The sequence below is a fragment of the Nonomuraea sp. N2-4H genome, assembly GCF_045291505.1.
In the GTDB taxonomy this organism is placed as follows: Bacteria; Actinomycetota; Actinomycetes; order Streptosporangiales; family Streptosporangiaceae; genus Nonomuraea; species Nonomuraea fastidiosa.
On the sequence record NZ_CP147987.1, the window covers coordinates 2,007,872 to 2,031,432 of the forward strand.

At 73.4% G+C, this 23,561-nt stretch carries 27 protein-coding genes; 12 read left to right on the forward strand and 15 right to left on the reverse strand.

The features are described from left to right. Nucleotides 1–16: 16 nt before the first annotated feature. Both fabG and fabI read left to right on the forward strand, forming a co-directional pair. Nucleotides 17–712, forward strand: a complete 696-nt coding sequence (gene fabG / locus WBK31_RS09095) for a 3-oxoacyl-ACP reductase FabG (protein WP_406674616.1) — start codon at nt 17–19, stop codon at nt 710–712. A 1-nt stretch (nt 713) separates the two neighbouring features. Then, complete coding sequence (gene fabI / locus WBK31_RS09100; RefSeq protein WP_364065503.1) at nt 714–1,478, forward strand: enoyl-ACP reductase FabI; 765 nt, start codon at nt 714–716, stop codon at nt 1,476–1,478. A 315-nt stretch (nt 1,479–1,793) separates the two neighbouring features. Here fabI and WBK31_RS09105 read toward each other — a convergent pair whose 3' ends face one another. Together WBK31_RS09105 and WBK31_RS09110 are read right to left on the reverse strand one after the other, a co-directional pair. Next, nucleotides 1,794–2,651, reverse strand: coding sequence for a hypothetical protein (locus WBK31_RS09105; protein ID WP_364065500.1), 858 nt, complete (start codon nt 2,649–2,651; stop codon nt 1,794–1,796). A 148-nt stretch (nt 2,652–2,799) separates the two neighbouring features. Then, the gene (locus WBK31_RS09110; RefSeq protein WP_364065497.1) at nt 2,800–3,747 is read right to left on the reverse strand and encodes an aldo/keto reductase; all 948 of its coding nucleotides are present in this window, start codon (nt 3,745–3,747) and stop codon (nt 2,800–2,802) included. 64 nt (nt 3,748–3,811) lie between these two features. Between WBK31_RS09110 and WBK31_RS09115 the strand changes: the two genes are divergently transcribed. The 5 genes from WBK31_RS09115 to mshC are packed head-to-tail and all read left to right on the forward strand — an operon-like array spanning nt 3,812 to nt 7,733. Continuing rightward, entirely contained in the window at nt 3,812–4,612 is an 801-nt protein-coding gene (locus WBK31_RS09115; RefSeq protein ID WP_406674618.1) for an MSMEG_4193 family putative phosphomutase, read from the forward strand. Beyond that, complete coding sequence (locus tag WBK31_RS09120; RefSeq protein ID WP_364065491.1) at nt 4,507–5,055, forward strand: DUF3090 domain-containing protein; 549 nt, start codon at nt 4,507–4,509, stop codon at nt 5,053–5,055. Before WBK31_RS09115 ends, WBK31_RS09120 begins: the two co-directional genes overlap by 106 nt. After that, complete coding sequence (locus tag WBK31_RS09125; protein ID WP_364065488.1) at nt 5,052–5,816, forward strand: SCO1664 family protein; 765 nt, start codon at nt 5,052–5,054, stop codon at nt 5,814–5,816. Before WBK31_RS09120 ends, WBK31_RS09125 begins: the two co-directional genes overlap by 4 nt. A gap of 32 nt (nt 5,817–5,848) precedes the next feature. Further along, nucleotides 5,849–6,499 carry an NRDE family protein gene (locus tag WBK31_RS09130; protein WP_406674620.1) on the forward strand — a complete coding sequence of 217 codons (651 nt, stop codon included), beginning with the start codon at nt 5,849–5,851 and terminating at the stop codon, nt 6,497–6,499. Between the two features lie 10 nt (nt 6,500–6,509). Beyond that, a complete protein-coding gene (mshC, locus tag WBK31_RS09135) occupies nt 6,510–7,733 on the forward strand; it encodes a cysteine--1-D-myo-inosityl 2-amino-2-deoxy-alpha-D-glucopyranoside ligase (RefSeq protein WP_406674622.1) in 1,224 nt (407 codons plus the stop codon). A gap of 182 nt (nt 7,734–7,915) precedes the next feature. Here mshC and WBK31_RS09140 read toward each other — a convergent pair whose 3' ends face one another. Genes WBK31_RS09140 through WBK31_RS09185 form a run of 10 tightly spaced genes read right to left on the reverse strand, consistent with a single transcriptional unit; the run spans nt 7,916 to nt 17,083 of the window. Further along, nucleotides 7,916–8,878, reverse strand: a complete 963-nt coding sequence (locus WBK31_RS09140) for a UDP-glucuronic acid decarboxylase family protein (RefSeq protein WP_406674624.1) — start codon at nt 8,876–8,878, stop codon at nt 7,916–7,918. Continuing rightward, nucleotides 8,875–9,747: a glycosyltransferase family 9 protein gene (locus tag WBK31_RS09145; RefSeq protein WP_364065476.1), complete on the reverse strand. Its 873-nt coding sequence runs from the start codon at nt 9,745–9,747 to the stop codon at nt 8,875–8,877. Before WBK31_RS09145 ends, WBK31_RS09140 begins: the two co-directional genes overlap by 4 nt. Beyond that, on the reverse strand, nt 9,738–10,412 hold the full coding sequence (locus WBK31_RS09150; protein ID WP_364065474.1) for an SDR family oxidoreductase: 675 nt from the start codon (nt 10,410–10,412) through the stop codon (nt 9,738–9,740). The genes WBK31_RS09145 and WBK31_RS09150 overlap by 10 nt, the downstream gene beginning before the upstream one ends. After that, a complete protein-coding gene (gene rfaE2 / locus WBK31_RS09155) occupies nt 10,409–11,308 on the reverse strand; it encodes a D-glycero-beta-D-manno-heptose 1-phosphate adenylyltransferase (RefSeq protein ID WP_406675466.1) in 900 nt (299 codons plus the stop codon). Before rfaE2 ends, WBK31_RS09150 begins: the two co-directional genes overlap by 4 nt. Next, nucleotides 11,215–11,745: a PfkB family carbohydrate kinase gene (locus WBK31_RS09160; RefSeq protein WP_406674626.1), complete on the reverse strand. Its 531-nt coding sequence runs from the start codon at nt 11,743–11,745 to the stop codon at nt 11,215–11,217. Before WBK31_RS09160 ends, rfaE2 begins: the two co-directional genes overlap by 94 nt. After that, nucleotides 11,742–12,311, reverse strand: a complete 570-nt coding sequence (locus tag WBK31_RS09165) for an SIS domain-containing protein (protein ID WP_364065468.1) — start codon at nt 12,309–12,311, stop codon at nt 11,742–11,744. The genes WBK31_RS09160 and WBK31_RS09165 overlap by 4 nt, the downstream gene beginning before the upstream one ends. 2 nt (nt 12,312–12,313) lie before the next feature. Further along, complete coding sequence (locus WBK31_RS09170) at nt 12,314–13,501, reverse strand: glycosyltransferase (RefSeq protein ID WP_364065466.1); 1,188 nt, start codon at nt 13,499–13,501, stop codon at nt 12,314–12,316. Then, nucleotides 13,498–14,526, reverse strand: a complete 1,029-nt coding sequence (locus WBK31_RS09175) for a glycosyltransferase family 9 protein (RefSeq protein WP_406674628.1) — start codon at nt 14,524–14,526, stop codon at nt 13,498–13,500. Before WBK31_RS09175 ends, WBK31_RS09170 begins: the two co-directional genes overlap by 4 nt. Beyond that, nucleotides 14,523–15,455, reverse strand: coding sequence for a glycosyltransferase family 2 protein (locus WBK31_RS09180; RefSeq protein WP_378790076.1), 933 nt, complete (start codon nt 15,453–15,455; stop codon nt 14,523–14,525). Before WBK31_RS09180 ends, WBK31_RS09175 begins: the two co-directional genes overlap by 4 nt. Continuing rightward, complete coding sequence (locus WBK31_RS09185) at nt 15,452–17,083, reverse strand: carbamoyltransferase C-terminal domain-containing protein (RefSeq protein ID WP_364065458.1); 1,632 nt, start codon at nt 17,081–17,083, stop codon at nt 15,452–15,454. The genes WBK31_RS09180 and WBK31_RS09185 overlap by 4 nt, the downstream gene beginning before the upstream one ends. Before the next feature lie 181 nt (nt 17,084–17,264). Here WBK31_RS09185 and WBK31_RS09190 point away from each other — a divergent pair, with 181 nt between their 5' ends. From WBK31_RS09190 to WBK31_RS09200, 3 genes are read left to right on the forward strand one after another with little or no spacing between them, the layout of a single operon-like run. Next, on the forward strand, nt 17,265–17,858 hold the full coding sequence (locus WBK31_RS09190; RefSeq protein WP_364065455.1) for an HAD-IIIA family hydrolase: 594 nt from the start codon (nt 17,265–17,267) through the stop codon (nt 17,856–17,858). Then, nucleotides 17,855–18,784, forward strand: coding sequence for a glycosyltransferase (locus tag WBK31_RS09195; RefSeq protein ID WP_406674631.1), 930 nt, complete (start codon nt 17,855–17,857; stop codon nt 18,782–18,784). Before WBK31_RS09190 ends, WBK31_RS09195 begins: the two co-directional genes overlap by 4 nt. 30 nt (nt 18,785–18,814) lie before the next feature. Further along, nucleotides 18,815–19,093: a WhiB family transcriptional regulator gene (locus tag WBK31_RS09200; RefSeq protein WP_364065449.1), complete on the forward strand. Its 279-nt coding sequence runs from the start codon at nt 18,815–18,817 to the stop codon at nt 19,091–19,093. On the opposite strand, the gene WBK31_RS09205 is transcribed toward WBK31_RS09200, so the two are convergent. After that, a complete protein-coding gene (locus WBK31_RS09205) occupies nt 19,035–19,514 on the reverse strand; it encodes a peptide deformylase (protein ID WP_406674632.1) in 480 nt (159 codons plus the stop codon). The genes WBK31_RS09200 and WBK31_RS09205 overlap by 59 nt on opposite strands. 229 nt (nt 19,515–19,743) lie before the next feature. Here WBK31_RS09205 and WBK31_RS09210 point away from each other — a divergent pair, with 229 nt between their 5' ends. Together WBK31_RS09210 and WBK31_RS09215 are read left to right on the forward strand one after the other, a co-directional pair. Then, a complete protein-coding gene (locus WBK31_RS09210; protein WP_364065444.1) occupies nt 19,744–20,910 on the forward strand; it encodes a uroporphyrinogen-III synthase in 1,167 nt (388 codons plus the stop codon). A gap of 83 nt (nt 20,911–20,993) precedes the next feature. Further along, nucleotides 20,994–21,713: a CbiX/SirB N-terminal domain-containing protein gene (locus tag WBK31_RS09215; protein ID WP_364065441.1), complete on the forward strand. Its 720-nt coding sequence runs from the start codon at nt 20,994–20,996 to the stop codon at nt 21,711–21,713. A 148-nt stretch (nt 21,714–21,861) separates the two neighbouring features. Here the strand turns inward: WBK31_RS09215 and WBK31_RS09220 are convergent, their stop codons facing one another. Both WBK31_RS09220 and WBK31_RS09225 read right to left on the reverse strand, forming a co-directional pair. Next, nucleotides 21,862–22,347: a TetR/AcrR family transcriptional regulator C-terminal domain-containing protein gene (locus WBK31_RS09220; RefSeq protein ID WP_364065439.1), complete on the reverse strand. Its 486-nt coding sequence runs from the start codon at nt 22,345–22,347 to the stop codon at nt 21,862–21,864. Nucleotides 22,348–22,567: 220 nt separating this feature from the next. Beyond that, the gene (locus WBK31_RS09225) at nt 22,568–23,422 is read right to left on the reverse strand and encodes a PAC2 family protein (RefSeq protein WP_364065436.1); all 855 of its coding nucleotides are present in this window, start codon (nt 23,420–23,422) and stop codon (nt 22,568–22,570) included. Nucleotides 23,423–23,561 lie beyond the last annotated feature (139 nt).

Here is a 23,561-nt window from a genome sequence, read left to right on the forward strand (position 1 = left end):
GATACCGTCAGGTGTCATGGCACGCTCTGTACTCGTCACCGGGGGCAATCGCGGCATAGGCCTCGCGATCGCCCGAGAACTCGCCGCGGCAGGCGACGCCGTCGCGGTCACGTACCGATCGGGTGAGCCGCCCGAGGGCCTGTTCGGCGTGCGCTGCGACGTCACCAGCACCGCCGACGTCGAGGCCGCCTTCGACAAGGTCGAGGCCGAGCAGGGTCCCGTCGAGGTGCTGGTCTCCAACGCCGGCATCACCAAGGACACGCTGCTGGCGATGATGAAGGAAGAGACCTTCACCGACGTCATCGACACCAACCTCACCGGCGCCTACCGCGTCGCCAAGCGGGCCATCAGGCCCATGATGCGGCTCAAGCGCGGCCGGATCATCCTCATCTCCTCCGTCATCGGCCTCACCGGCCAGGCCGGTCAGGCCAACTACGCCGCCTCCAAGGCGGGCCTGGTCGGTTTCGCCCGCTCGCTGGCGCGCGAGTACGGCTTGCGCAACATCACCGTCAACGTCGTCTTGCCCGGCTTCGTCAACACCGACATGACCGCCGGGCTCGACCACGACGCCATCGTGTCCAACATCCCGCTCGGGCGGCAGGCGGCCCCCGAGGAGATCGCGCGCGTCGTGCGCTTTCTGGCCGGCGACGACGCCTCCTACATCACCGGGGCCGTGATCCCGGTCGACGGCGGACTCGGAATGGGGCACTGACATGGGCATTCTCGACGGCAAGCGGATCCTCGTCACCGGGGTGCTGACCGACGCGTCGATCGCGTTCGCGGTGGCCAAGCTGGCCCAGGAGGAGGGCGCGACGGTCGTGCTGACCGGCTTCGGCCGGCTCAGCCTCGTCGAGCGCATCGCCAAGCGGCTGCCCGAGCCCGCGCCGGTGCTGGAGCTCGACGTCCAGAACACCGAACACCTCGACACGCTGGCCGACCGCGTGGGCGAGCACGTCGACGGGCTCGACGGCGTCGTCCACTCCATCGGCTTCGCCCCGCAGTCCGCGCTCGGCGGCAACTTCCTCAACACCTCCTGGGAGGACGTCGCCACGGCGCTGCAGGTCTCCACGTACTCCTACAAGTCGCTGGCCGTGGCCTGCCTGCCGCTGATGAAGGAGGGCGGCGCGGTGGTCGGCCTCGACTTCGACGCCTCCAAGGCGTGGCCGGTCTACGACTGGATGGGCGTGGCCAAGGCCGGGCTCGAGTCCTGCAACCGCTACCTCGCCCGCGACCTCGGCAAGCACAACATCCGCGTCAACCTCGTGGCGGCCGGGCCGCTGCGCACGATGGCGGCCAAGTCGATCCCCGGCTTCAAGGAGTTCGAGGACAGCTGGCCGGAGAAGGCGCCGCTCGGCTGGGACCTCGCCGACACCACGCCCACCGCGCGGGCGTGCGTGGCGCTGCTGTCCGACTGGTTCCCGGCGACGACCGGCGAGATCGTGCACGTCGACGGCGGCGTCCACGCCATCGGCGGCTGACCGCCCCTGCCACCGTCCGAACCCCTGGCCCGCCCGTCGGGCCGGGGGTTCGCACGTTTCAGGGCCGGGGTTCGCACGTTTCAGGGCCGCGCGGGGCGACCCGAGCCGGGCGGCGGCAGGCGGTCCCAGGGACAGGCGGAGGCGGCGCAGGGCCCGCGCCAGAGCGGCGTGAGGAGGCTGCGGGGCACTTGGTGGACGCGGCGGCCGGCTGCGCGAGCACGCTCCGGCCCGGCTGGGCGCGGCCCGCTGGAGCGGCCGTTCACGCGAAGCGACCGGGGCGGGCTGGGGCCCAGGGGTGACCGTGCGAGGGGACGTTCAGGCGAGGCGGTGGCGGCCGTTTCCGGCGCGGGCCGGCTCGAAGGGGATCGACTCCGTGGACTCGCCCTGGTGCCGCCGCTGCTGAACGATCCGCGTGGCCAGCACCGCAGACCCGAGCAGCGCGATGGTCAGCACCGTGCCGATCACGTCGGAGGCCGGCGGGCTGGGCCGCACCACCCGGCGGTCCTGCATCGGCACGGCCAGCTCGTGCGAGAACGGGTTGGGCCAGAGCAGATCGACCCGGGGCTCCTCGGCGTGCGCGGTCTTCTTCTGCGTCACCGGCCGCTGCGTGTCAGGACGCTGCTGGGTCCTGGACGGCTCCGGCCTGGAGGGAAGGGGCTGGGGGAGGGCGGTGGCGGTGGCGGAGATGAGGCCGTCCGGGGGCTCGGGGGTGGGGGAGGGGACCGATGAGATGTCGGGCCGCGGGGTGAGCCGGTCGACGCTGCCGCGGTCGGAGCAGGACGGCGCCGTCAGGCAGTCGTCATCGCCGCCCTCGGGCGGGCCGGCCGTCTCCGGCGTGTCCGGCCTGCGGGACGGCGGTCCGTCCTCATCCTCGTCCTCGTCGGTGGCCGCCTTCGGCCGCCCTGTGGGCAGCACCTCGCCCACGCGCCCGAGCACCTCGTCGGTGGTCTTGTCGAGCCCTTCCGTCACCTTGCGGGTCGTGCCGCCCGTCAGTGTGTCGACCGTGCCGGTGACCGCCTGGACGACGTCGCACAGCGTGTTGGTCACCCCCGAGAGCAGGCCACCGTCGCGCGTGCAGTCCTGGGCGGTGGCCGATGCGGCGGGAGCCCCCACCGGGACGGCCACCAGCGCCACCGCGAGAACTCCAGCCGAGATCGCGGTTCTGGTCCCCATCCGTCCCCTCCTGCGTCGCTTCCGGGAGAAATCTTGCTGGACATCAGGCGGAAGACGCAGGCTTTTGGCGGCCGAAGTTGCGTTTCGGTATCGACTAGTGATACGCGAGGGAGGCTTACGTTCCTCCCGGCGGTGACGGCGCGCCGTCCTAGTCGATCGACGACACGTCATCGAGTGCCTCTCGGATCTCTATCGGCAGCACGACGTCCTCGGCGGGCAGGATGCCTTTGAGCTGCGCATGCGTACGGGCGCCGACGATGGCCGAGGCGACGCCGGGCTGGTCGCGCACCCACGACAGGGCCACGGCCAGCGGCGACACGCCGAGGCCGTCGGCCGCGGTCATGACGGACTCGACGACCCGCCGGCAGCGCTCGTCCAGATAGGGGCGGACGAAGTCCGCGAAGTGGGGTGTCGCGGCCCGCGAGTCGGCGGGGATGCCGGTGCGGTATTTGCCGGTCAGCACCCCGCGGCCGAGCGGCGACCAGGCCAGCACGCCGACGCCGAGGTGGGCGGCGGCGGGCAGCAGCTCCCGCTCGGGCTCGCGGGCCAGCAGCGAGTACTCGGTCTGCGCGGCGGTGATCGGGATGCGGCCGGGCACCATCTTCTGGGTGACGGCCGCGGCGGCGAGCTGCCAGCCGGTGTAGTCGCAGACGCCGGCGTAGACGGCGCGGCCGGAGGAGACGATCGCGTCGAGCGCGGCCAGGGTCTCCTCCAGCGGCACCTCATCGTCATAGGTGTGCAACTGCCACAGATCGACGTAATCGAGCCCAAGGCGGTTGAGCGACTCGTCGACGGCGGCGATGAGATGGCGCCTGGAGGCGTCGCGCGGGCGGCGGCCCTGCGGCGTCACCACGGCCTTGGTGGAGATCACCAGCTCCGAGCGCGGCACCGTGTCGCGCAGCATCCGGCCGAGCAGCCGCTCGGAGTCGCCGCCGGTATAGACGTCGGCCGTGTCGACGAGGTTACCACCCGCGTCGAGGAACGTGCGGAGCTGGGCCGCGGCCTCGTCCGCGTCGGTGTCACGCCCCCAGGTCATCGTGCCGAGCCCCAACCGGGACACCGACAGGCCGCTGTGGCCGACATAGCGCTGCTCCATGATCCCGCCAGGTTACCGTTCAGGCCGATGAAACGTCGTGATCGACGCCTGCGACACTTGCTGGATGACCACGTTGCTTCTGGTCCGGCACGGGCTGACGGACCTCACGGGGCCGGTGCTGGCCGGCCGCACCCCAGGGGTGCATCTGAGCGAGGCGGGCAGGGCGCAGGCCGCCGCGCTCGCCGGGCGCGTCGCGAGCGTCAGGCTCGACGCCATTGTCTCCAGCCCGCTCGAGCGCTGCTTGGAAACGGCGGAAGCCGTCGCAGAAGGTCGCGGACTCGAGGTGACCGTCGATGAGCGGTTCATCGAGTGCGGCTACGGGGATTGGACGGGCCGGCCGCTCAAAGAGCTGGCCGAGGAGCCGTTGTGGCCGGTCGTGCAGGCGCATCCGAGCGCGGCGACGTTCCCCGGCGGGGAAGCGGTGGCGGACATGCAGCATCGCGCCGTCGCCGCGGTCCGGGACTGGAATGAACGTCTCGGGGAGAAGGCTATATACCTCGTGTGCAGTCACGGCGATGTGATCAAGTCCATCGTGGCCGACGCGCTGGGGCTCCACCTCGATAACTTTCAGCGGATAACAGCCGATCCGGCCGCCGTCACCGTCATTCGCTATGCCCCCTTGCGTCCCTTTGTCCACAGGATTAACGATATGGGGGAATTGAAGCTGTCCGAGGATTCGGAGGAGAAAGACGGGGAGAAAACATCACCGGGAGCGATGCCGCCGTCGGCGGCGGGTCCGGAACCACGTAAGGTCAGGCTATGCCGGTCTTCGACTACGACCCACCGGAGAGGTTCGTCGCCGGTGCCCTGGGGCGGCCGGGCGCGCGGGTCTTCTTCCTGCAGGCCAGGGCCGAGGGCAGACTGACCACGGTGGCACTGGAGAAACTGCAGGTGGCGGCGCTGGCGGGCAGGCTCGACGAGCTGCTCGACGAGGTCCTGCGGCTCAGCGGCGGCACCGCCCAGGTGCCCGCGCTCGCGCCCGCCGACCTGGCCGACGACGGTCCTCTCGACACGCCGGTCGCGGAGGACTTCCGCGTCGGAACCATGGCGCTGACCTGGGATGCGGAGAAGTCACAGGTGGTGATCGAGGCGCAGGAGGTCATCGACGAAGACGATCTCGACAAGTCCGAGCCCTCGGTGCTGCGCGTGCGCATCAGCGCCGGGGCCGCGCGGGCCTTCACCCAGCGAGCGCTCCAGATCGTCGCGGCGGGCCGTCCCCCGTGCCCGCTGTGCGGCCAGCCCCTCGACGCCACGGGGCACGTATGCGTCCGACTCAACGGCTACCGCGGGGGTGAGGCGGCTTCATGACCGCTCCCGAGAGCGAACCGGCCGTCAAGCCCGCCCCGCCGCCCCCGGTGCATGACGAGGAAGCCCTCACGCTGCTGCGCGAAGGGACGCTGGAGGTCGCGGGCCGCCTCGTCGAGGCGACCAACATGACGCTCTACTGCTCGGTCAGGCTGGGCGACCGCCAGGCCGCCTGCGTCTACAAGCCCGTACGCGGCGAGCGCCCCCTGTGGGACTTCCCCGACGGCACCCTCGCCGCCCGCGAGGTCGCCGCCTTCGAGGTCTCCCAGGCCACCGGCTGGCGCATCGTGCCGCCCACGGTCTACCGCGACGGGCCCTTCGGCCCCGGCATGTGCCAGCTGTGGATCGACACCGAGCGCGAGATCGACCTCATGCGGCTGGTCAAGAGCCGCAACCCGGTCGTACGCCGGATGGCGGTCTTCGACGCGGTGGTCAACAACGCCGACCGCAAGGGCGGCCACCTGCTGCCGCTGCCCACCGGGCACGTCTACGGGGTCGACCACGGCGTGTGCTTCTCCGTCGAGGACAAGCTCCGCACGGTCCTGTGGCAGTGGCGGGGCAAGCCGCTCTCCCGCGAGGCGGTGGCGGTGCTGGCCAAGCTCGAACGCGACATCGAGTCAGGCCCGCTCGGCCGCCGGCTGCGCGAGCTGCTGTCGCTGGCCGAGGTCGAGGCCACCTGGCAGCGGGTGCGGCGGCTGCTCGACACCGGCGTGCACCCCTACCCGTCGGAGGGCTGGCCCGCAATACCCTGGCCCCCGATCTAGGGCGATCCTCGCCGGTTTATTACTCTTTGCCCATGTGCACGCTGATCGTGAGGACCGGCCGGGAGCTGACGCTCATGGGCGTCAGGGACGAGTTCGCCGACCGGCCCTGGGAGGGGCCCGGCGAGCACTGGCCCGACTATCCCGGAGTGATCGGCGGGCGCGACCTCAAGGCGGGCGGCACCTGGCTGGCCGTCAACCCGGCGGCCCGCCGTGCCGCCGCCCTGCTCAACGGGCACGGCAAGCCCGCCGATGAGACCACCAAGGTCTCGCGGGGCGACCTCGCGCTGCGCGCGGCGTACACGGGGGAGGGGCCCGGCGCCGGCCTGAGCCGCTACGACCCCTTCCACCTCGTGCTCGCCGACCTCGGCCAGGTGCGGATGTGGAGCTGGAACGGCGAGCGGCTCACCACCTCACGGCTGCCCGCGGGCACCAGCATGGTCGTCAACTCCGGCCTCGACCCGGAAAGCGAGCGGGTGGCCGCGTACCTGCCGCGCTTCCGCGCCGCCGAGGACTGGAGCGAGTTCACCGCCGAGCCGCCGTCCGACGACCGCGGCGCGCTCATCATCAGGCACGAGCTGCCGGACGGCCGCGTCTTCGCCTCCCTGTCGGTGATGCGGGTCTCCATCGCGCCTGAGGGTGTGACGTACGACTTCACCGACCTGACCGCCGATCAGGACAGATAGGCTCAAAGGCATGAGATCGTGGTCTGCCCAGAACGTTCCAAAACTCCCAGGTAACAGCATTCCGCTGAGTCTCTACGACACGTCGGCCAGGCAGGTGCGGCAGACCGATCCAGGGCCGACGGCCAGGATGTACGTCTGCGGCATCACCCCGTACGACGCCACCCACCTCGGCCACGCCAACACCTACCTCGCCTTCGACCTCGTCGGCCGCATGTGGCGCGACGCCGGCCACGAGGTCCACTACACCCAGAACGCCACCGACGTGGACGATCCGCTGCTGGAGCGGGCCGAGCAGACCGGCGTCGACTGGCAGGAGCTGGCCGAGCGGGAGATCCAGCTGTTCCGCGGCGACATGGAGGCGCTGCGCATCCTGCCGCCCCGCGAGTACGTCGGCGTCACCGAGATCATCGACCGCGTGGCCGACCTGATCATCCGGCTGTCGGCCAAGGGCGTCACCTACACCCTCGACGGCGACGTCTACTTCAGCGTCGCCGACGCCCCCAAGTTCGGCCAGGTGTCCGGCTACGACGAGCAGCAGATGCTGACCCTGTTCGCCGAGCGCGGCGGCGACCCCGACCGCCCCGGCAAGCGCCACCCGCTCGACTGGCTGATGTGGCGGGCCGAGCGCCCCGGAGAGCCGGCCTGGGACTCGCCGCTCGGCCGCGGCAGGCCCGGCTGGCACATCGAATGCACCACGATCGCCCTCGACAACCTGGGAGCCGGATACGACGTCGCCGGCGGCGGATCGGACTTGATCTTCCCGCACCACGAGTGCGGCGCCTCCGAGGGGCACGCGGCCACCGGCGAGTGGCCGTTCGCCAAGTTCTACACCCACGCCGGCATGGTGGGTCTCGACGGCGAGAAGATGTCGAAGTCGAGGGGCAACCTCGTCTTCGTCTCCAAGCTGCGGCAGACCCACGACCCGATGGCGATCAGGCTCGTCCTGCTCGCCCACCACTACCGCACCGACTGGGAGTACACACCGGACCAGATCGAGGCGGCCGAGCGGCGGCTGGCCCGCTGGCGCTCCGCCGTCGCGCTGCCCGGCGGCCCCCCGGCCGGCGACCTGCTGGCCACGGTCCGCAAGCGGCTCGCCGCGGACCTCGACGCGCCCGGCGCGCTGGCCGCCATCGACGCCTGGGCCGACGACGCGCTCGCCCGCCCCGGCTCCGACCCCTCCGCCCCCGCCCTCGTCAAGGACCTCACCGACGCCCTGCTCGGCGTCGCACTCTGACGAACCCGCACCGCCCGGGCCACCCCGGCCCGGGCTTCCGCGATCTCCCACACCGGACATCGCCGCCCGATCCAGGTGCCGTCTTCAGGTCGGGCAGTGGACTGGGGATCCTTGATGAAGAGGGTCAGACCCGGACGCGTTGTGTGCCCGGTCGTCCCCTCGGACGGCCGGGCACGAGCGTGTCAGACCTGGACGCGTTCGAGCCGGGTGATCGCGGCCAGCTCCGCGGAGAACCACTCGATCGTGCGGCGCAGCCCCTCCTCGGCCGGCACCTGAGCCCGCCAGCCCAGCCGCTCCCGGGCGAGCGTGGTGTCGGGCCTGCGCACCTTCGGGTCGTCGGCGGGCCGGTCGATGAAGCGGATCTCCGACGACGACCCGGTCAGCTTCTTGATCAGGGTGGCCAGTTCCAGCATGGTCAGCTCGTCGGGGTTGCCGATGTTGACCGGCCCGGCGAAGTCACTGGCGGCCATGGCCAGGATGCCCGAGACCGTGTCGTCCACGTAGCAGATGGAGCGGGTCTGCGAGCCGTCGCCGGTGACCGTGATCGGCTCGCCGGTCAGCGCCTGCCGGATGAACGTCGGGATCGCCCGCCCGTCGAACGGCCGCATGCGGGGCCCGTAGGCGTTGAAGATCCGCACGATGCCGGTGTTCGTCCCGCGCGCGTGACGGTAGGCGGTGGTCAGCGACTCGGCGAAGCGCTTGGCCTCGTCGTACACGCTGCGCGGGCCCACCGGGTTGACGTTGCCCCAGTACGTCTCCTTCTGCGGATGCTCCAGCGGGTCGCCGTACACCTCGCTGGTGGAGGCCAGGATGAACCGGGAGCCCTTCTCCCTGGCCAGGCCGAGCGCGTGCAGCGTGCCGACGCTCCCCACCCGCAGGGTCTCGATGGGGTAGCGCAGGTAGTCGGCGGGCGAGGCGGCCGAGGCGAAGTGCAGGACGAGGTCGAGCCGGTCGGGCACGTGCACGTACCCGGTCAGGTCGCACTCGATGAGCCGGAACTCCGGCCGCTCCAGCAGGTGCTCGACGTTGCGCGGCCCGCCGGTCAGGAAGCTGTCCATGCAGATGACGTCGGCGCCTTCGTCCAGCAGCCGTTCGCACAGGTACGAGCCCAGGAACCCCGCGCCCCCCGTGACCAGAGCCCTCATGACGTTACCTCCATGGCCGCTTCGACGACTTCGGACACCTCGATTTCGAGCAGGCCGGGGTCCGGCCGCTCGCCGTGCGGGTCGCCGTGGTGCCCGGTCCACAGCGCGATGTGCCGCCAGCCCGGCGGCGGGCCCCACAGCATGGGGGAGACGGGGCCGAACAGCACCACCGACGGCACGCAGAACGCCGTCGCCAGATGGGCGACGCCGGTGTCGCCGCACACCACCAGCCGGGCCCGGCTGACCAGGTCGATCAGGTCGGCCAGGCGGGTGCGCCCGGCCAGCATGCGTTCGGGCGGCAGCCCCGCGAGCTCGGCGACGCGGGTGGCGATCGGCACCTCGGCCGCGTTGCCGGTGACGACGACGTCGTCCAGCGCGGCCGCCACCTCGGCGAACCGCTCGGGCGGCCAGCGCCGCGCCGGGTAGGCGGCGCCGGGATGCACGATCGCCGGCCCCGTACGGTCGGAGATGCCCAAAGTCAGGTCCGCCGGGTCGGCCGGGATGCCGTACCACTCCAGCAGCCCGCACCAGCGCCGCACCTCGTGCACGCCGTCCTGCCATTCGGGACCGGCACCGAAGCCGAGCAGCCGCCCCGGGCGGGTGCGCCGCAGCGCCTCGGTGCTCTGCGGGCCCTTGCCGTGCAGGTTGACCGCGACGTCCGGCCGCTCGAACGGCACCGGTCCCGGCCCCGCCACGTCCACCTGGTCGTCCACCGCGCCGATGAGCGGCAGCAGCGCGCCGAGCGCCCGCGGCGCCGCCAGCGTGATGCGGTGATCGGGGAACGCCTGGCGCAGCGCCCGCAGCGCGGGCACGGCCGTGAGCAGGTCGCCCAGGCCGAGCCCGCGCAGCGCCACCAGCTCTAGGGCCATGACGTCTCCGTGGACGGGCAGACGACGAGCTCTCTCACCTCGCATCCGGCCGGCTGCCGCAGCGCGAACACGATGGCCTGGGCGACGTCCGCCGGGTCGTTCAGCCCGGCCTCCGGCCCCGGCTTGTACTGCTCGGGACGGCCGTCGAAGAAGCTCGTCCGCATGCCGCCGGGGATGAGCAGGGTCACCCCCACCTCCCCGCGCAGCTCGATCGCCAGCGCCCGGGTGAAGCCGACGACGCCGAACTTCGACGCCGAGTAGGCGGAGGCGTCGCTGAGCGGCCGCAGGCCCAGCGTGGACGCGCAGGTGACCACCGTGCCCCTGGTGTGCTTCAGGTACGGCAGCGCCGCCCGCACCACCGAGGCGGTCCCCAGCAGGTTGACCTTGATGACCCGCTCCCAGTCGTCGGCGGGCACGTCCTCCAGCCGCCCGCAGGCGTCGATGCCCGCGGCGGTGACGACGCCGTCGAGGCCGCCCGCCCGCTCGGCCAGCTCGCGCACCGCGCGCTCGGCCTCGCCCCGGTCGGCCAGGTCCGCGATCACGTGCTCGAAGCGCTGGCCGGGCGCGCGTACGTCGATGACGAGCGCCTTCCAGCCCTCCTTCTCCACCGCCTCGGCGGTGGCCAGGCCGAGCCCGGACGCGCCCCCCGTAATGAGAATGTTCACTGGATCTCCCTGATCAGATTGGTTGTGGACCGCCCCGGCAGCGTGCTCAGCACGACGATCTCCGCGCCGAGCCTGCCGAGGACCTCGGATTCGGGCAGCGTCTCCCCCTCGTAGTCGCCGCCCTTCACCCACACGTCGGGCCTGAGCAGCTCGATGGCGGCCGCCGGGGTGTCCTCGTCGAACACCAGCACGGCGTCCACGCAGCCCAGGGCCCGCAGCACCTCCACCCGGTCGCGCACGTCCACGATGGGCCTGGACGGGCCCTTGAGCCGGCGCACCGAATCGTCGGAGTTGACGCAGACGACGAGCGCGTCGCCGAGCGCCCGAGCCCGCCGCAGCAGGCTCACGTGGCCCGCGTGCAGCAGGTCGAAGCAGCCGCCGGTGGCGATCAGCCGTCCGCCCTGGGCGCGGACCAGCGCGGCCACCTCCAGCGCGGTGCGCGGCCGGTCGCCGAGCCGCTGCTCCTGCACCTTCACCGAGGCGGCGCCGCCGCGCTCGACGAAGCGAGACGCCTCGCCGACGCCCACCGTGATCGCCTCCTCGGCGTCCGCGCCGTCACGCATGGCCAGCGCCGCCGCCCCCGCCAGCCGGTCGCCGGCGCCGCACGCGTCCTGGCCGCCCGCCCGCACCGGCGGCGGCACCGTGACCAGCGGGCCGCCCGCCACGGCCAGCGCGGCGCCGCGCTCGCCGGTGGTGACCGCCACCGCCTCGGCGCGCAGCGCCCGCACCAGCCGGCGGGCCGCCTGATCGGGCCCCTGATAGCCGGACGGGCACATCAGCCGCGCCTCGGCCTCACTCGGCGTCAGCAGCGCGCAGCCCGGTATCGGCTGCTCGCCGCGCGGATGCGGGTCCCACACCACCGGTACGGAGACCTCGCGCAGCAGCTCGCGGGCCATCCTGGCGACGCCCCTACCGTAGTCGGACACCAGCACCGCGCCCGCCCGCAGGACCGCCTGCGCCGCCTCCTCGGTGGGGAGAACCGGGCCGTGCCGTCGCCGGTGTCCAGCCTGACGAGCGTCTGGCCGCGCGACCTGATCCGGGTCTTGCGCACGGTGCCGCCGCGCAGCGGCAGCCGCAGCAGGTCGAGCTCCTCCGACAGCAGCCCGCACAGGCGGCGGCCGTCCTCGTCGTCGCCGACCGCCGTGACCAGCACCACGTCGGCGCCGTCGCGGGCGGCCAGCAGCGCCGCCAGCCCCGCGCCGCCCGGCCTGGCCCGCTCCGACGAGACGTCCACGACGGGGACCGGGGCGTCCGGGCAGAGCCGGTCGGCCACGCCCTCGACGTCCACGTCGAGCAGCGTGTCGCCGATGACGACCAGCGGCCCCGCCTTCACAGCGTCTCCTCCAGCGCCCCCTCAAGGGCGTCCTCGAGCGCGTCGCACAGCAGGTGGATCAGCGCCAGGTGCACCTCCTGCACGGTGGCCGTCTCACCCGGTACGGCGACCGCCTCTTCGCACAGCTCGCCCAGCGCGTTCGGCCCCGGCCCCGTCAGCGCCCAGGCCGTCACCCCGCACTCGCGCGCCGCCGCCGCGGCGGCCAGCACGTTCGGGCTGCCGCCGCTGGTCGACAGGCACACCAGCACGTCGCCGGGGCGTCCGTGGGCGCGCACCTGGCGGGCGTAGACCTGCTCGGCGCCGAAGTCGTTCGCGATCGCCGTCACCGAGGAGCCGTCGGCGTGCAGCGGGATCGCCGCGTACGGCCGCCGGTCGTCCCTGAACCTGCCGACCAGCTCGGCCGTCAGATGCTGGGCCTCCGCCGCCGACCCGCCGTTGCCGCAGGCCAGCAGCCTGCCGCCGGACGACAGCACGCCGGCCAGCCGCCCGCCCCACGACCGGACGGCGGCCGCCTGGTCATCGAGCTTCTCCAGGGCGTTCCAGAGCTTTTCCAGATGAGCATCCATGATCAACCCCCCAGGGCGGCCAGCCGGCCGACCTTGCCGTCGATGACCTGCGCGTACACGGCCTCGGTGAGCTCGGCGACGCGCGGCCAGCCGTAGCGCTCGCGGGCCCGCCTGGCGCCGGCCGCGCCGATCTCCGCGCGCCGCCGCGGGTCGCCCAGCACGTCCTTGAGCGCTCTGGCCAGGGCGCGCGGCCTGCGCGGCGGCACCAGCACGCCGCAGCCCGCCACCGTGTCGAGGTGGCCGCCGACCGCCGAGGCCACGACGGGCACCCCGCACGCCATCGCCTCGACCGGCACCATGCCGAACGGCTCGTACCAGGGCACGGTCACCACGACGTCGGCCGCCCGCATCAGCGCGGGCACGTGCCGCCTGGGCACGCTGCCGATGACGTGGACGCGGTGGCCCATGCCGTAGCCCTCGGCCAGCTTCCTGAGCCGGATCGCCTCCTCGTCCTCCCGCCCGCCGCCGGCGATCACCAGCTCCGCGCCGGGAAGCTGGCGCATCGCCCTGATCAGGGTGTCCACGCCCTTGCGCGGCACCATGCGGCCGATGCTCAGCACCATCGGCCCGTCCGTACGCGGTGCCACCGGCCCGTCCGGGCGGAACTCCGCCAGGTCCACCCCGCACGGGACGACCGAGATGCGCTGCCGGGGAACGCCCATCGCGAGCAGCTCGCCCACCTCGTCGCTGCAGGTGGCGAGCACCGCGTCGGCGCGCTTGCCGATCTCCCGCTCGGTGTCGATGCGGTGCGCGGGGCTGGTGTCGGCCTCGCCCTGCCAGCGCCGCTTGACCGTGCCGAGCGCGTGGAAGGTCTGCACCACCGGGATCCCGCCGGCCGCCTCCAGCGCCGCCTGCCCGCTCATCCAGAAGTGCGCGTGCGCCACGTCGGGCGGGTGTGCGGCCCAGCGCTCGGCCAGCCGTTCGGCGAACTCCGGCATGTACGGGGGCAGCTCGTCCTTGGGCACGGGGGCCGGGGGACCCGCGGTGACGTACTCGACCGTGACGCCCGGCGCCAGGCGCACGGACGCGGGCTGCGACTCGCAGGAGCGCCGCGTGTGAACGGCGACCGTGTGCCCGCGCTCGGCGAGCGCGACGGCCAGCGCGGCGACGTAGACGTTCTGGCCGCCGGAGTCGACCCCGCCGACCGCCGCCAGCGGGTCCGCGTGCTCCGAGATGAGATCGACCTTCACTGCGTCAGCTCCCTCACTGCCTTGACCACCTGCTCACTCGTCACCTGCGACAGGCACGGGTGCCCGGACACCGGGCAGACGCGCGCCCTGCTCCCCCGGCAGGGCGCGTGCTGGTCGCCCAGCACCACCGTGGGCACGCCGTACGGGGCCCACCGCTCCAGCGGCACCACGGGGGCGAACAGGCTCACGACCGGCGTGCCGACGGCGGCGGCCAGGTGCGCGGGGCCGGTGTTGCCCGCCACCAGCACGCCGGCGCCCTCGATGACGGCGGCGAGCTCGGCGAACGTGGTGGCGCCGCCCAGGTCGGCCGCGACGCCGCCGGCCACGTAGGCGGTGAGGTCGCGTTCGGTGCCGGTCACGACGACGCGGTGCCCGTCCTCGGCCAGCTCCCGCACCGTCTCCCGGTGCCGGTCCGCCGGCCAGGTGCGGGCGGGCGCCGAGGTGCCTGGGTGCACGACGACGTACGAGCCGGGGCCGAGCGCGTGCCCGAACGTCCGGCGGACGTCCGGCAGCGGCCGGCGGACCGCGAGCCCGCCCTCGTCGCCCGGCGGCAGCTCGAACCCGGCCGCCCGCGCGAGCGCGAGCATCCGCTCCGCCTCCGGCACGTCCACGCTCTCGTCCACCACGTGCCGCACGTCGAGCAGCGAGCCCGGATAGTCGTTGCTGATCGCGCTGATCCGCGCCACCCCGGCCAGCCTGAGCAGCAGCGCCAGCGGCAGCGCCGACTGGTGGAACGAGGTGAGCAGCACCGCCTCGTCGACCCCGCGCACCAGGCCGATCAGCTCCTCGGCCCCGGCCCTGGAGGCGGGCGGCGGCGTGTGGTCGATCCACGGGGCGTGCCAGGTCACCACCCGGTCCACGCCCGGCAGCAGCTCGGCCGCCGCCCTGCCGTTCGGTCCCGACAGGAAGACGACCTCGGCGGCCCGCGTGCGCACCGCGCGCACGGCGGGACCGGCGAGCAGCACGTCGCCGGCGTCGTCGAGCCGCGCCACCAGCACGCGCCCCCGGTCTGCAGCAGCCGTCATCGCCGCACGCTCCATTCCCCGCGCAACCGGTGCGCGCAGGCGACCGGCGGGATCAGCACGCTGGTGACGGCCATCCGCAGCACCTCGTCCGGCGTGCGCGGGCCCGGGGCGATGCGCCGCCAGGCGAACTGCGCCGTCAGCGCCGCCCAGACCGCGCCCGCCGCCAGCGCCGCCGTCCTCTGGCGGCCCGTCGCGAGCAGCGCGGCCGCCAGGCCCGCGGCCGTCGTGGCGGCGTGCAGCCGCAGCCGTCCTGGCGCGCCGCCGATGGCCGCCCGCCAGCCGGGACCGTGCAGGCGCCGCATGAGCGCGTCGTCGGCGTTGCCCCGCTGGTGGCGCACGCTCGCCCAGAAGCCGTCGTCGCGGACCGGATGCACGGTCACCCGCTCGCCCTTGACCAGCCGGTGCCCGGCCCGCGTCACCCGCAGCGCCAGGTCGGCGTCCTCCCGGTAGGCGCGCGGGAACCGCTCGTCGAAACCGCCGAGCGCCTGCAGCACCTCGCGCCGGTAGGCCATGTCGGCCGTCACCCAGAGCGCGCCCGCCAGCCCGGCGGTGTGCCGCTCGGCGTCGGTGGGCCTGCGCCCCTCCGGCCTGGGCACCCGGATCCTGCCCTGGCTGCCCGCCACCTCGGGCGGCAGGTCCACCAGGTCCTTCCAGACGGCCTGCGCCCACCCGGGGGCGGGGACCACGTCGTCGTCGAGGAAGACCACCCAGGGCGTGTCGGCGGCCCGCCAGCCGGCGTTGCGCGCCGCCGCGGGACCGCGCCCGCCCGAGCGCACCAACCGTACGTGCGGAGGCATGCGCAGCGCCGCCAGCGAGGCGGGATGGCCCCGGCGGTCGTCCACCACGATCACCGGCACGTCCGGGCCCACGGCGGCCAGCGTGTCGTGCAGCGTCGGCCGCCCGACGGTGGGGATCACCACGGTGATCATGAGGCGAACACCTCCCGCCGCCGCACCAGGTAAGGACCCAGCGCCAGCACGTCCACCGGCGCCGAGCCGAAGCACTCCAGCGCGTCACGCGGGTCGTCCACCATGGGACGCCCCGCCGTGTTGAGGCTCGTATTGACCACCACCGGCAGCCCCGTGCGCGCCTCGAACTCGCTCAGCACCCGCGCCATCAGCGGCTGACGCTCCGGCGAGACGGTCTGGATGCGGGCGGTGCCGTCCACGTGCACCACCGCGGGGATGCGCGGCGCCCAGTCCGGGTGCACGTCGTGCACGAACAGCATGTACGGCGACGGCACCGGCCCCCGCGCGAAGATCTCCCGCGCTCGCGACTCCAGCACCATCGGCGCGACCGGCCGGAACTGCTCGCGCCCCTTGACGTCGTTGAGCCGCTCGGTGTTACGCGGATTGCCGGGGTGGGCCAGCAGCGACCGGTGGCCCAGCGCCCGCGGCCCGTACTCGGCGCGGCCCTGGAACCAGGCCACGATCCGGTCGGCGGCCAGCTCCGCCGCCACCGCCGCCGCCAGGTCGGCGGGCCGCGTGTACGGCACGCGCGCCACGTCCAGCCACGCGCCCAGCTCCTCGTCGGTGAAACCGCGGCCGAGCGCCGGGCAGGTCATCGGCGCGGCCGGCTCGCCGTACACCTGCGCCAGGTGCAGCGCCCCGCCCAGCGCGGTGCCGGAGTCGCCGGCGGCCGGCTGCACCCACACCTCGTCGAACGGCCCCTCGTCCAGCAGCCGCGTGTTGGCCACGCAGTTCAGCGCCACCCCGCCGGCCAGTGCCAGCCGCCGCTCCCCGGTGCGCTCGTGCAGCCAGCGCGCCAGCTCCAGCAGCACCTCCTCCAGCCGGGCCTGCACGCTGGCGGCCAGGTCGGCGTGGTCGGAGGTCCACGGTGCGCCCTTCTTCAGCGCCTTGGCGTAGACGTTCCAGTCGACCGGCTCGACGCGGAACCCGCCGTCGCCGGTGGTGTAGATCACCTCGCGCAGCGCCTCCAGGTGGCGGGGACTGCCGTAGGAGGCCATCGCCATCACCTTGTACTCGTCGCTGGAGCGCAGGAAGCCGAGATGCTGGGTGACGTCCTCGTACATCAGGCCGAGCGAGTGCGGCAGCTCCTGGGCGGCGAGGATCTCCAGCTCGCCGCCCCGGTAGCGGCCCGCCAGGTGGGAGACGTTCTCGCCGCGCCCGTCGCACACCAGCACCGCGCAGTCGCGCCACGGCGAGGCCAGCCCGGCCGATGCCGCGTGCGCCACGTGGTGCGGCACGTAGGTGACCTGCCCGGGGTCGAGCCCCGGCAGCGCCGTGGCGAGGAAGGCGGGGGCGCGCACCGCGTACCGGGTGCGCAGGTCCTCCCAGTCGCCCTCAGGCCGCTGGAGCACCAGCGACGGGTCGTAGGAGTAGGCGACGGCGTCGATGTCCTCCGGCGCGAGCCCCGCCTCGCTCAGGCACCAGGCGGCCGCCAGCTCGGGCAGCTCCCAGGCGGAGAAGGCCAAGGGCCGCTTGCCGTGTTTGCGACGGCTGAAGCGTTCCTCTTCGGCCGCGGCCACGATCCTGCCGTCGGCCACGAGCGCCGCGGCCGGGTCGTGGAAGATCGCGTTGATGCCGAGAAATCTCATGCTTCCTCCCCCTGGGGATGTCGAGAACCGCTACCGAGAGAAGCGGCTCTCAAACCTGACGCAACCGCGAGCGCCTTCGTGAGCTGCGAAAACGCCTGCGGCCACCTGGGGTTGCTCACGCTGCGTAGTTGTTTGTCCCGGCAGGCCACGGGTAGCTGCCGCTCACGCGCGACGGAGGTGGATGGTGTTCGAAAAGCGGCGTCCCGGGGCCGTGCTCTTCGACCGGGACGGAACCTTGATCAAGGACGTGCCCTACAACGGCGACCCCGCCCTCGTCGAGCCCATGCCGGGCGCGGTCGAGGCGCTGTGCCGGCTCAGACGCGCCGACGTGCCGGTGGCCGTGGTCACCAACCAGTCGGGCGTGGCCAAGGGCCTGCTGTCGCCGGACGACATGGACCAGGTGAACGCCAGGGTGGAGGAACTGCTCGGCCCGTTCGACGCATGGGCGATCTGCGTGCACGGCGACGCCGACGGCTGCACCTGCCGCAAACCGGCGCCCGGCCTGGTCATCAGGGCCGCGGCCGTGCTCGACGTCAGCCCCCGCGACTGCGTCGTGGTGGGCGACATCGGCCGCGACATGGAGGCCGCGAGGGCGGCCGGCGCGCGGGGCATCCTCGTGCCCACGGAACAGACACGTCAGGAGGAGATCGACCAGGCCCCCGAGGTCGCCGGCGACCTGACCGACGTCGTCGAGCGCGTGCTGAACGGCGCCGACGACCCGGTGCCCGCCGTCTCGGCGCCCTGGGCCCGCGCGATGGGCTGGAGCCGCTGGTGAGGATCCTGCTCTGGCACGTGCACGGATCCTGGGCCAGCGCGTTCATCAGGGGGCCGCACGACTATCTGCTGCCGCTCGTTCCCGGCCGCGGACCCGACGGCCGGGGGCGGGCGGCCACCTACGACTGGCCGGACAGCGCCCGCGAGGTGCCCTGGGACCGCCTGCGCGACGAGCCCGTGGACGTCATCGTCTACCAGCGCCCGCACGAGATCGACCTGGCCCGCGAATGGCTCGGGCCGCGCGCCTCCCGCCTGCCCGCCGTGTACGTCGAGCACAACACGCCCGCGGGCGACGTGCCCCGCACCCGCCACCCGCTGGCCGGGCAGAGCGGCATCACGCTCGTGCACGTCACCCACTTCAACGAGCTGTACTGGGACAACGGCCGCGCCCCCACCCGCGTCATCGAGCACGGCGTCCCCGACCCCGGCCACCTCTACAGCGGCGAACTCGCCAGGGCCGGCGTCGTCGTCAACGAGCCCGTGCGCCGCACCCGCGTCGCCGGCACCGACCTGCTGCCCCGCTTCGCCGAACGGGTGCCGCTCGACGTGTTCGGCATGAAGGTGGACGGCCTGCCGTACGGCACGTACGAGGACCTGCCTCAGCACGCCATGCACGCCGAGCTGGCCAGAAGGCGCGTCTACCTGCACCCGTACCGGTGGACCTCGCTCGGCCTGGCCCTCATCGAGGCCATGACGCTCGGCATGCCCGTCGTCGCGCTCGCCGCCACCGAGGCGATCGAGGCGGTGCCGCCCGAGGCCGGCGTGCTGTCGACCAAGGTGCACGTGCTGGCCGACGCGCTGGCGGAGTTCGCCGCCGACCCCGAGCGCGCGAGCCAGGCCGGCAAGGCCGCCAGGGCCGCCGCGCTGGCCCGCTACGGGCTGAGCCGCTTCCTCGCCGACTGGGACCTGCTGCTCGACCAGGTATGACGCCTCGCGCCATGGGTAGGCGCGGACAGCATGATGATGCTCGACTGGACACGCAGGGCCGCCTGCCTGGACCTCGACCCCGAGCTGTTCTTCCCGATCTCGATGGAGGGGCCGAGCCAGTCGCAGGCGGACAGGGCCAAGCAGGTGTGCGCAGGATGCCCTGTGCGCGAGCCGTGTTTGGAATACGCGCTGAGCACCAGGCAGGCGCACGGGGTGTGGGGCGGCACCGACCCCGGGCAGCGGCGCGAGCTCAGCCTGGCAGGGCCGCGAGGAAACGCTCCCGCTCGGCCTCTTCGAGGTGGTCGCTGAACAGCACGCCGTCGAGGTGGTCGGTCTCGTGCTGGAGCACCCGCGCCAGCGTGCCGAGCGCCCTGACGGTCACCGGTTTGCCGAACATGTCACGGCCACGCGCGGTGACCATGTAGGAACGTTCCAGTGGCCACCACACGCCGGGCGCCGACAGGCACGCCTCGTCGGCCGTCACCCGCCGCTCCGACAGCTCCAGCCGCGGATTGACCAGGTGGCCCGACTTGCCGTCGTAGTCGTAGACCACCACCCGCACCGGCTCGCCCAGCTGCGGAGCCGCCAGGCCGGCGCGCCCAGGGCCCGCCCGCAACGTCGCCGTGAGCGACTTCACCAGCCGGCGCAGCTCCCGATCGAAATCCCGGACCGGCTCCGCGACCGTGCGCAGCACCGGATCGCCGAACATGCGAATGGGCAGGACCGACACCCGTGACTCCCCGATAGGCGGCCATATCACGGACAACGTTTCCCCCGCCCGCGCCGGGCCAATCCAGCGGGCGCGGCCTTGTAGCACAGCGGTAACAGAAGAGACCCGTGGGCGAAACCACCCGAAAGCAGTATCGGAGGGTGATCTCACTTGCGTCACAAGCACCTGTGATGCCTGGCCGGGTGCTCGGGGTCCGGCCAGGCGTCCCCGACTACCTGGAGGTGCACGCATGAGCGCGCTTTCCCTGGAGGCCGGAACCTCCCCGGAGACGGCCCCCGACGCGCTGGCGGGCTTCACCGTCGGCGTGACCGCGACCAGGCGGCGCGAGGAGTTCGGCGCCCTCCTGGAACGCCGCGGCGCCCGCGTGGTCAGCGCCCCCGCCATCCGCCTCGTCCCCCTCGCCGAGGACGCCGACCTGCTCGCCGCCACCCGGCAGAGCCTGGAGGCGCCGCTCGACGACGTGGTCGTCACCACCGGCGTCGGCTTCCGCGGCTGGATGGCCGCCGCCGAGGGCTGGGGCCTGTCCACCGAGCTGAGCGAGCACCTGTCACGGGCCCGCCTGCTCACCCGCGGACCCAAGGCCAGGGGAGCGGTGCGCGCCGCCGGGCTCAACGACCACTGGACGCCCTCCACCGAGTCGTGCAAAGAGGTCAAGGAGTACCTCCTCGCCCAGGACCTGCGCGGCCGGCGCATCGCCGTCCAGCAGCACGGCGAGCCGCTGCGCGACTTCGTGGCCGACCTGCGCGCCGCCGGCGCCGAGGTGATCGAGATACCGGTCTACCGGTGGCTGCCGTACCGCGACATCTCGCCGCTGCGCCGCCTCATCAGCCAGACCGTCTCCGGCGCGATCGACGCGGTCGCCTTCACCAGCGCGCCCGCCGTGCACGCCATGCTGAACACCGCCCGCGCGGACGGCCTGGAAGAGGCGCTGCTCGCCGCGTTCGGCGGCTCCGTCGTGGCCGCCTGCGTCGGGCCGGTCACCGCCGACCCGCTGACCTCGCGCGGCGTGCCCACACTCCAGCCCGACCGCTCCAGGCTCGGCGCGCTCGCCCGCGCCCTGGCCAGGCACCTGCCGGAACACGGCGTCACCCGGGTCACCGCCGGTGGACACCGCCTGGAGATCCGCGGCCACGCCGTGGTCGTGGACGGCGAGCTGCGTCCGCTGCCGCCGGCGCCGATGGCCGTGCTCAAGCGCCTGGCCGACAAGCCGGGCCACGTGGTGTCGCGGGCCGACCTGCGTACGGTGCTGCCGGGCAGCGTCGCCCGCGACTCGGCCGAGCACGCCGTGGAGATGGCCATCACCCGGCTGCGCCGAGCCCTCGGCCCGAGCGGCATCGTCGAGACCGTCGTCAAACGCGGCTACCGGCTCGCCTGCCTGTACGAGGACGGCCTTTGAGCCTCCTCGCACCACCGACCGTCACATCAGCCCACACCGAGGAGTTTCCGCATGCCCGGGCCCGTTCCCGCAGGAGCCGGCCGATGACCCCCACCCTCGTCCTGGCCGCGCACGGCACCCGCAGCCAGGCCGGTCAGCGCACGCTCGCCGCGCTGGCCGAGACGGTCAGGGCCGCGCGGCCGGGAGGCCGGGTCGAGCTCAGCTACCTGGAGCTGGCCTCGCCGCTGCTCCGGGAGGTCCTGCCCGCCGTACGCGGCCCGGTGGTCGTCGTCCCGCTGCTGCTGGCCGGCGGCTACCACGCGCACATCGACCTGCCCCAGGTCGTGGCCGAGCACCGGCCCGACGCGATCGTGGCCGGCTGGCTGGGGCCGCACCGGCTGCTGACCTCGGCGCTGGCGCGCAAGCTGGCACGGGCGGGCCTGCGCGCCACGGACGCGGTGCTGCTCGGCGCGGCGGGATCGTCCGACCCGTCGGCGCTGGCCGACGTGCGCGCGGCGGCGCACCAGCTCGCCGTGCGGCTGGCCAGGCCGGTGACCGCCGCGTTCGCATCGGCGGGCGCGCCGTCGCTGGATGAGGCCATGGAACGGCTCGGCGCGACCCCGGCGTCCCGGGTGGCGATCGCCTCGTACGTGCTGGCCCCCGGCTTCTTCCACGACCGGCTGGTCGCGGCGGCCGCGGGCCGGACCGCGGTGGTCAGCGAGCCCCTGGGCGCCGACCCCGACGTGGCGGCCCTCATCTGGCGCCGCTTCGACGAGGCCCTGCGCCGCCCGGCCGCCCGGCCGCGCACCCTCCGCAGGGCATGACGCACCGCACAGGGGGAGGGGCCTGCCGCGATCAGGCGTGACGCCGGCGGCAGCGGGGGATCAGGCCGCGCCGGGCATCGGACGCCGCGGATCGGGCGGTGCCGGGAGCCGCCGCCGGGCTCGGCCGCCGATGGCCGGGTGCCAGGGATCAGGCGGGGTCGAGGCGCAGTTCGCGGACGATCTCGCGGGCGCTCGCGTCCCGTGACGGCGCGTCGTCGCAGCCGACGAACATCTCGATGAAGGCCCGGTGGAAGCAGCCCGCGACCATCAGGCGTGCGCTGGCCTCCGGGTCGGCGTCGGCCCTGACCCGGCCCAGCCGCTGTTCGTCCGCCAGATAGCCGGCCAGCGGTGCGATCTCGGTGCGCGGCCCGAGCCCCGCCTCCTTGATGGCCCGGCGGAAGCGTACGGTGACGTCGGGGGAGGTGAAGGCGGGCAGCGCCGCGCCCTGGACATCGATGTAGTAGTCGATGCCCGCACGCGCGACCGGGTGGAGGTTGTCCGACACGGACCCCTTCCCTGCGCGGTGCGTCAGGTTGTGCAGGATGCTCAGCCAGAGCGGGAGCCGGTCCTGGAGCAGCGCCAGGAAGTAATCCACCGAGCCGCCGGCACGGTCCTCCCTGAGCGAGACGGCCATCTCGAGGACGCGCCGCCTGGTGTCCTGACTCCTATGGTGCGGGTCTACGTGGGATGTCGCCATGGCATGCCTAACGTGCGCGGTCGGTGGATGTAGGCATCACGTGCGAAGCCGGACGGTCTCCGTCCGGCGTGAATCTGGAGTCCCGGCCTGTCGGGATCTGGTGAACCCCGATTATTACTCGAAACCGCGAAAAATTGGCGGATTTAATACGTCAGGGTTAGCTGTCCGTGTCGCGATCTCTACGTCGCAGGTAGCGCTCGAACTCGGCCGCGATCGCATCGCCGCTGGCCTCGGGCAGCTCCGCGGCGTCCTTGCGCTCCTCCAGCTCCTTGACGTATTCGGCGACCTCGCTGTCCTGCGCGGCCAGCTCGTCCACGCCGCGCTCCCACGCCCTGGCCTCCTCGTCGAGGTCGCCGAGCGGCATGGGGATGTCGAGGACGTCCTCGAGACGGCGCAGCAGCGCCAGCGTCGCCTTCGGGTTGGGCGGCTGCGCGACGTAGTGGGGCACCGACGCCCACAGCGAGATCGCATCGAGCCCGGCCTTGCCGAACGCGTGCTGCAGCACGCCCACGATGCCGGTCGGGCCCTCGTAGCGGCTCAGCTCCAGGCCGGTCGAGCGGGCCAGCCCCTCGCTGGTCGCGCCGCCGAGAATCGGCACGGGGCGGGTGTGCGGGGAGTCGTTGAGCAGGGCGCCGAGCATGACCGCCAGCTCGATGCCCAGCTCACGGCAGACGTAGATGATGTCGTCGCAGAACGAGCGCCAGCGCATGTTGGGCTCGATGCCGCGCAGCAGCACGACGTCGCGCTCGACGCCCGGCGGCCTGGCGCGCAGCAGCCGCGTCGTGGGCCACACGATGGACTGCGTGAGCCCGTCGCTCATCTCCACCACGGGCCTGGTCACCTGGAAGTCGTAGTAGTCGTCCGGGTCGAGCGCGACCAGCGGCTCGGCCTTCCAGGCGGACTCGAGATGGGCGATCACGCCGCTGGAAGCCTCACCCGCGTCGTTCCAGCCCTCGAACGCGGCAATGAGCACCGGGTCGACGAGCTCGGGGAGCCCTTCGAGCTCTATCACGTGTCGCCTCCACTCTCCTTCGTCCCGCTAAGCCTATGCCGTGAGGAGGCATCGCCGTCACCGATCTCCCCCCGAATGCCGCGCTGCCCCGTTCGCCCACGTGACGGCCGGGTGGCGGGCGCGTGCCGGGTCCGGCGGC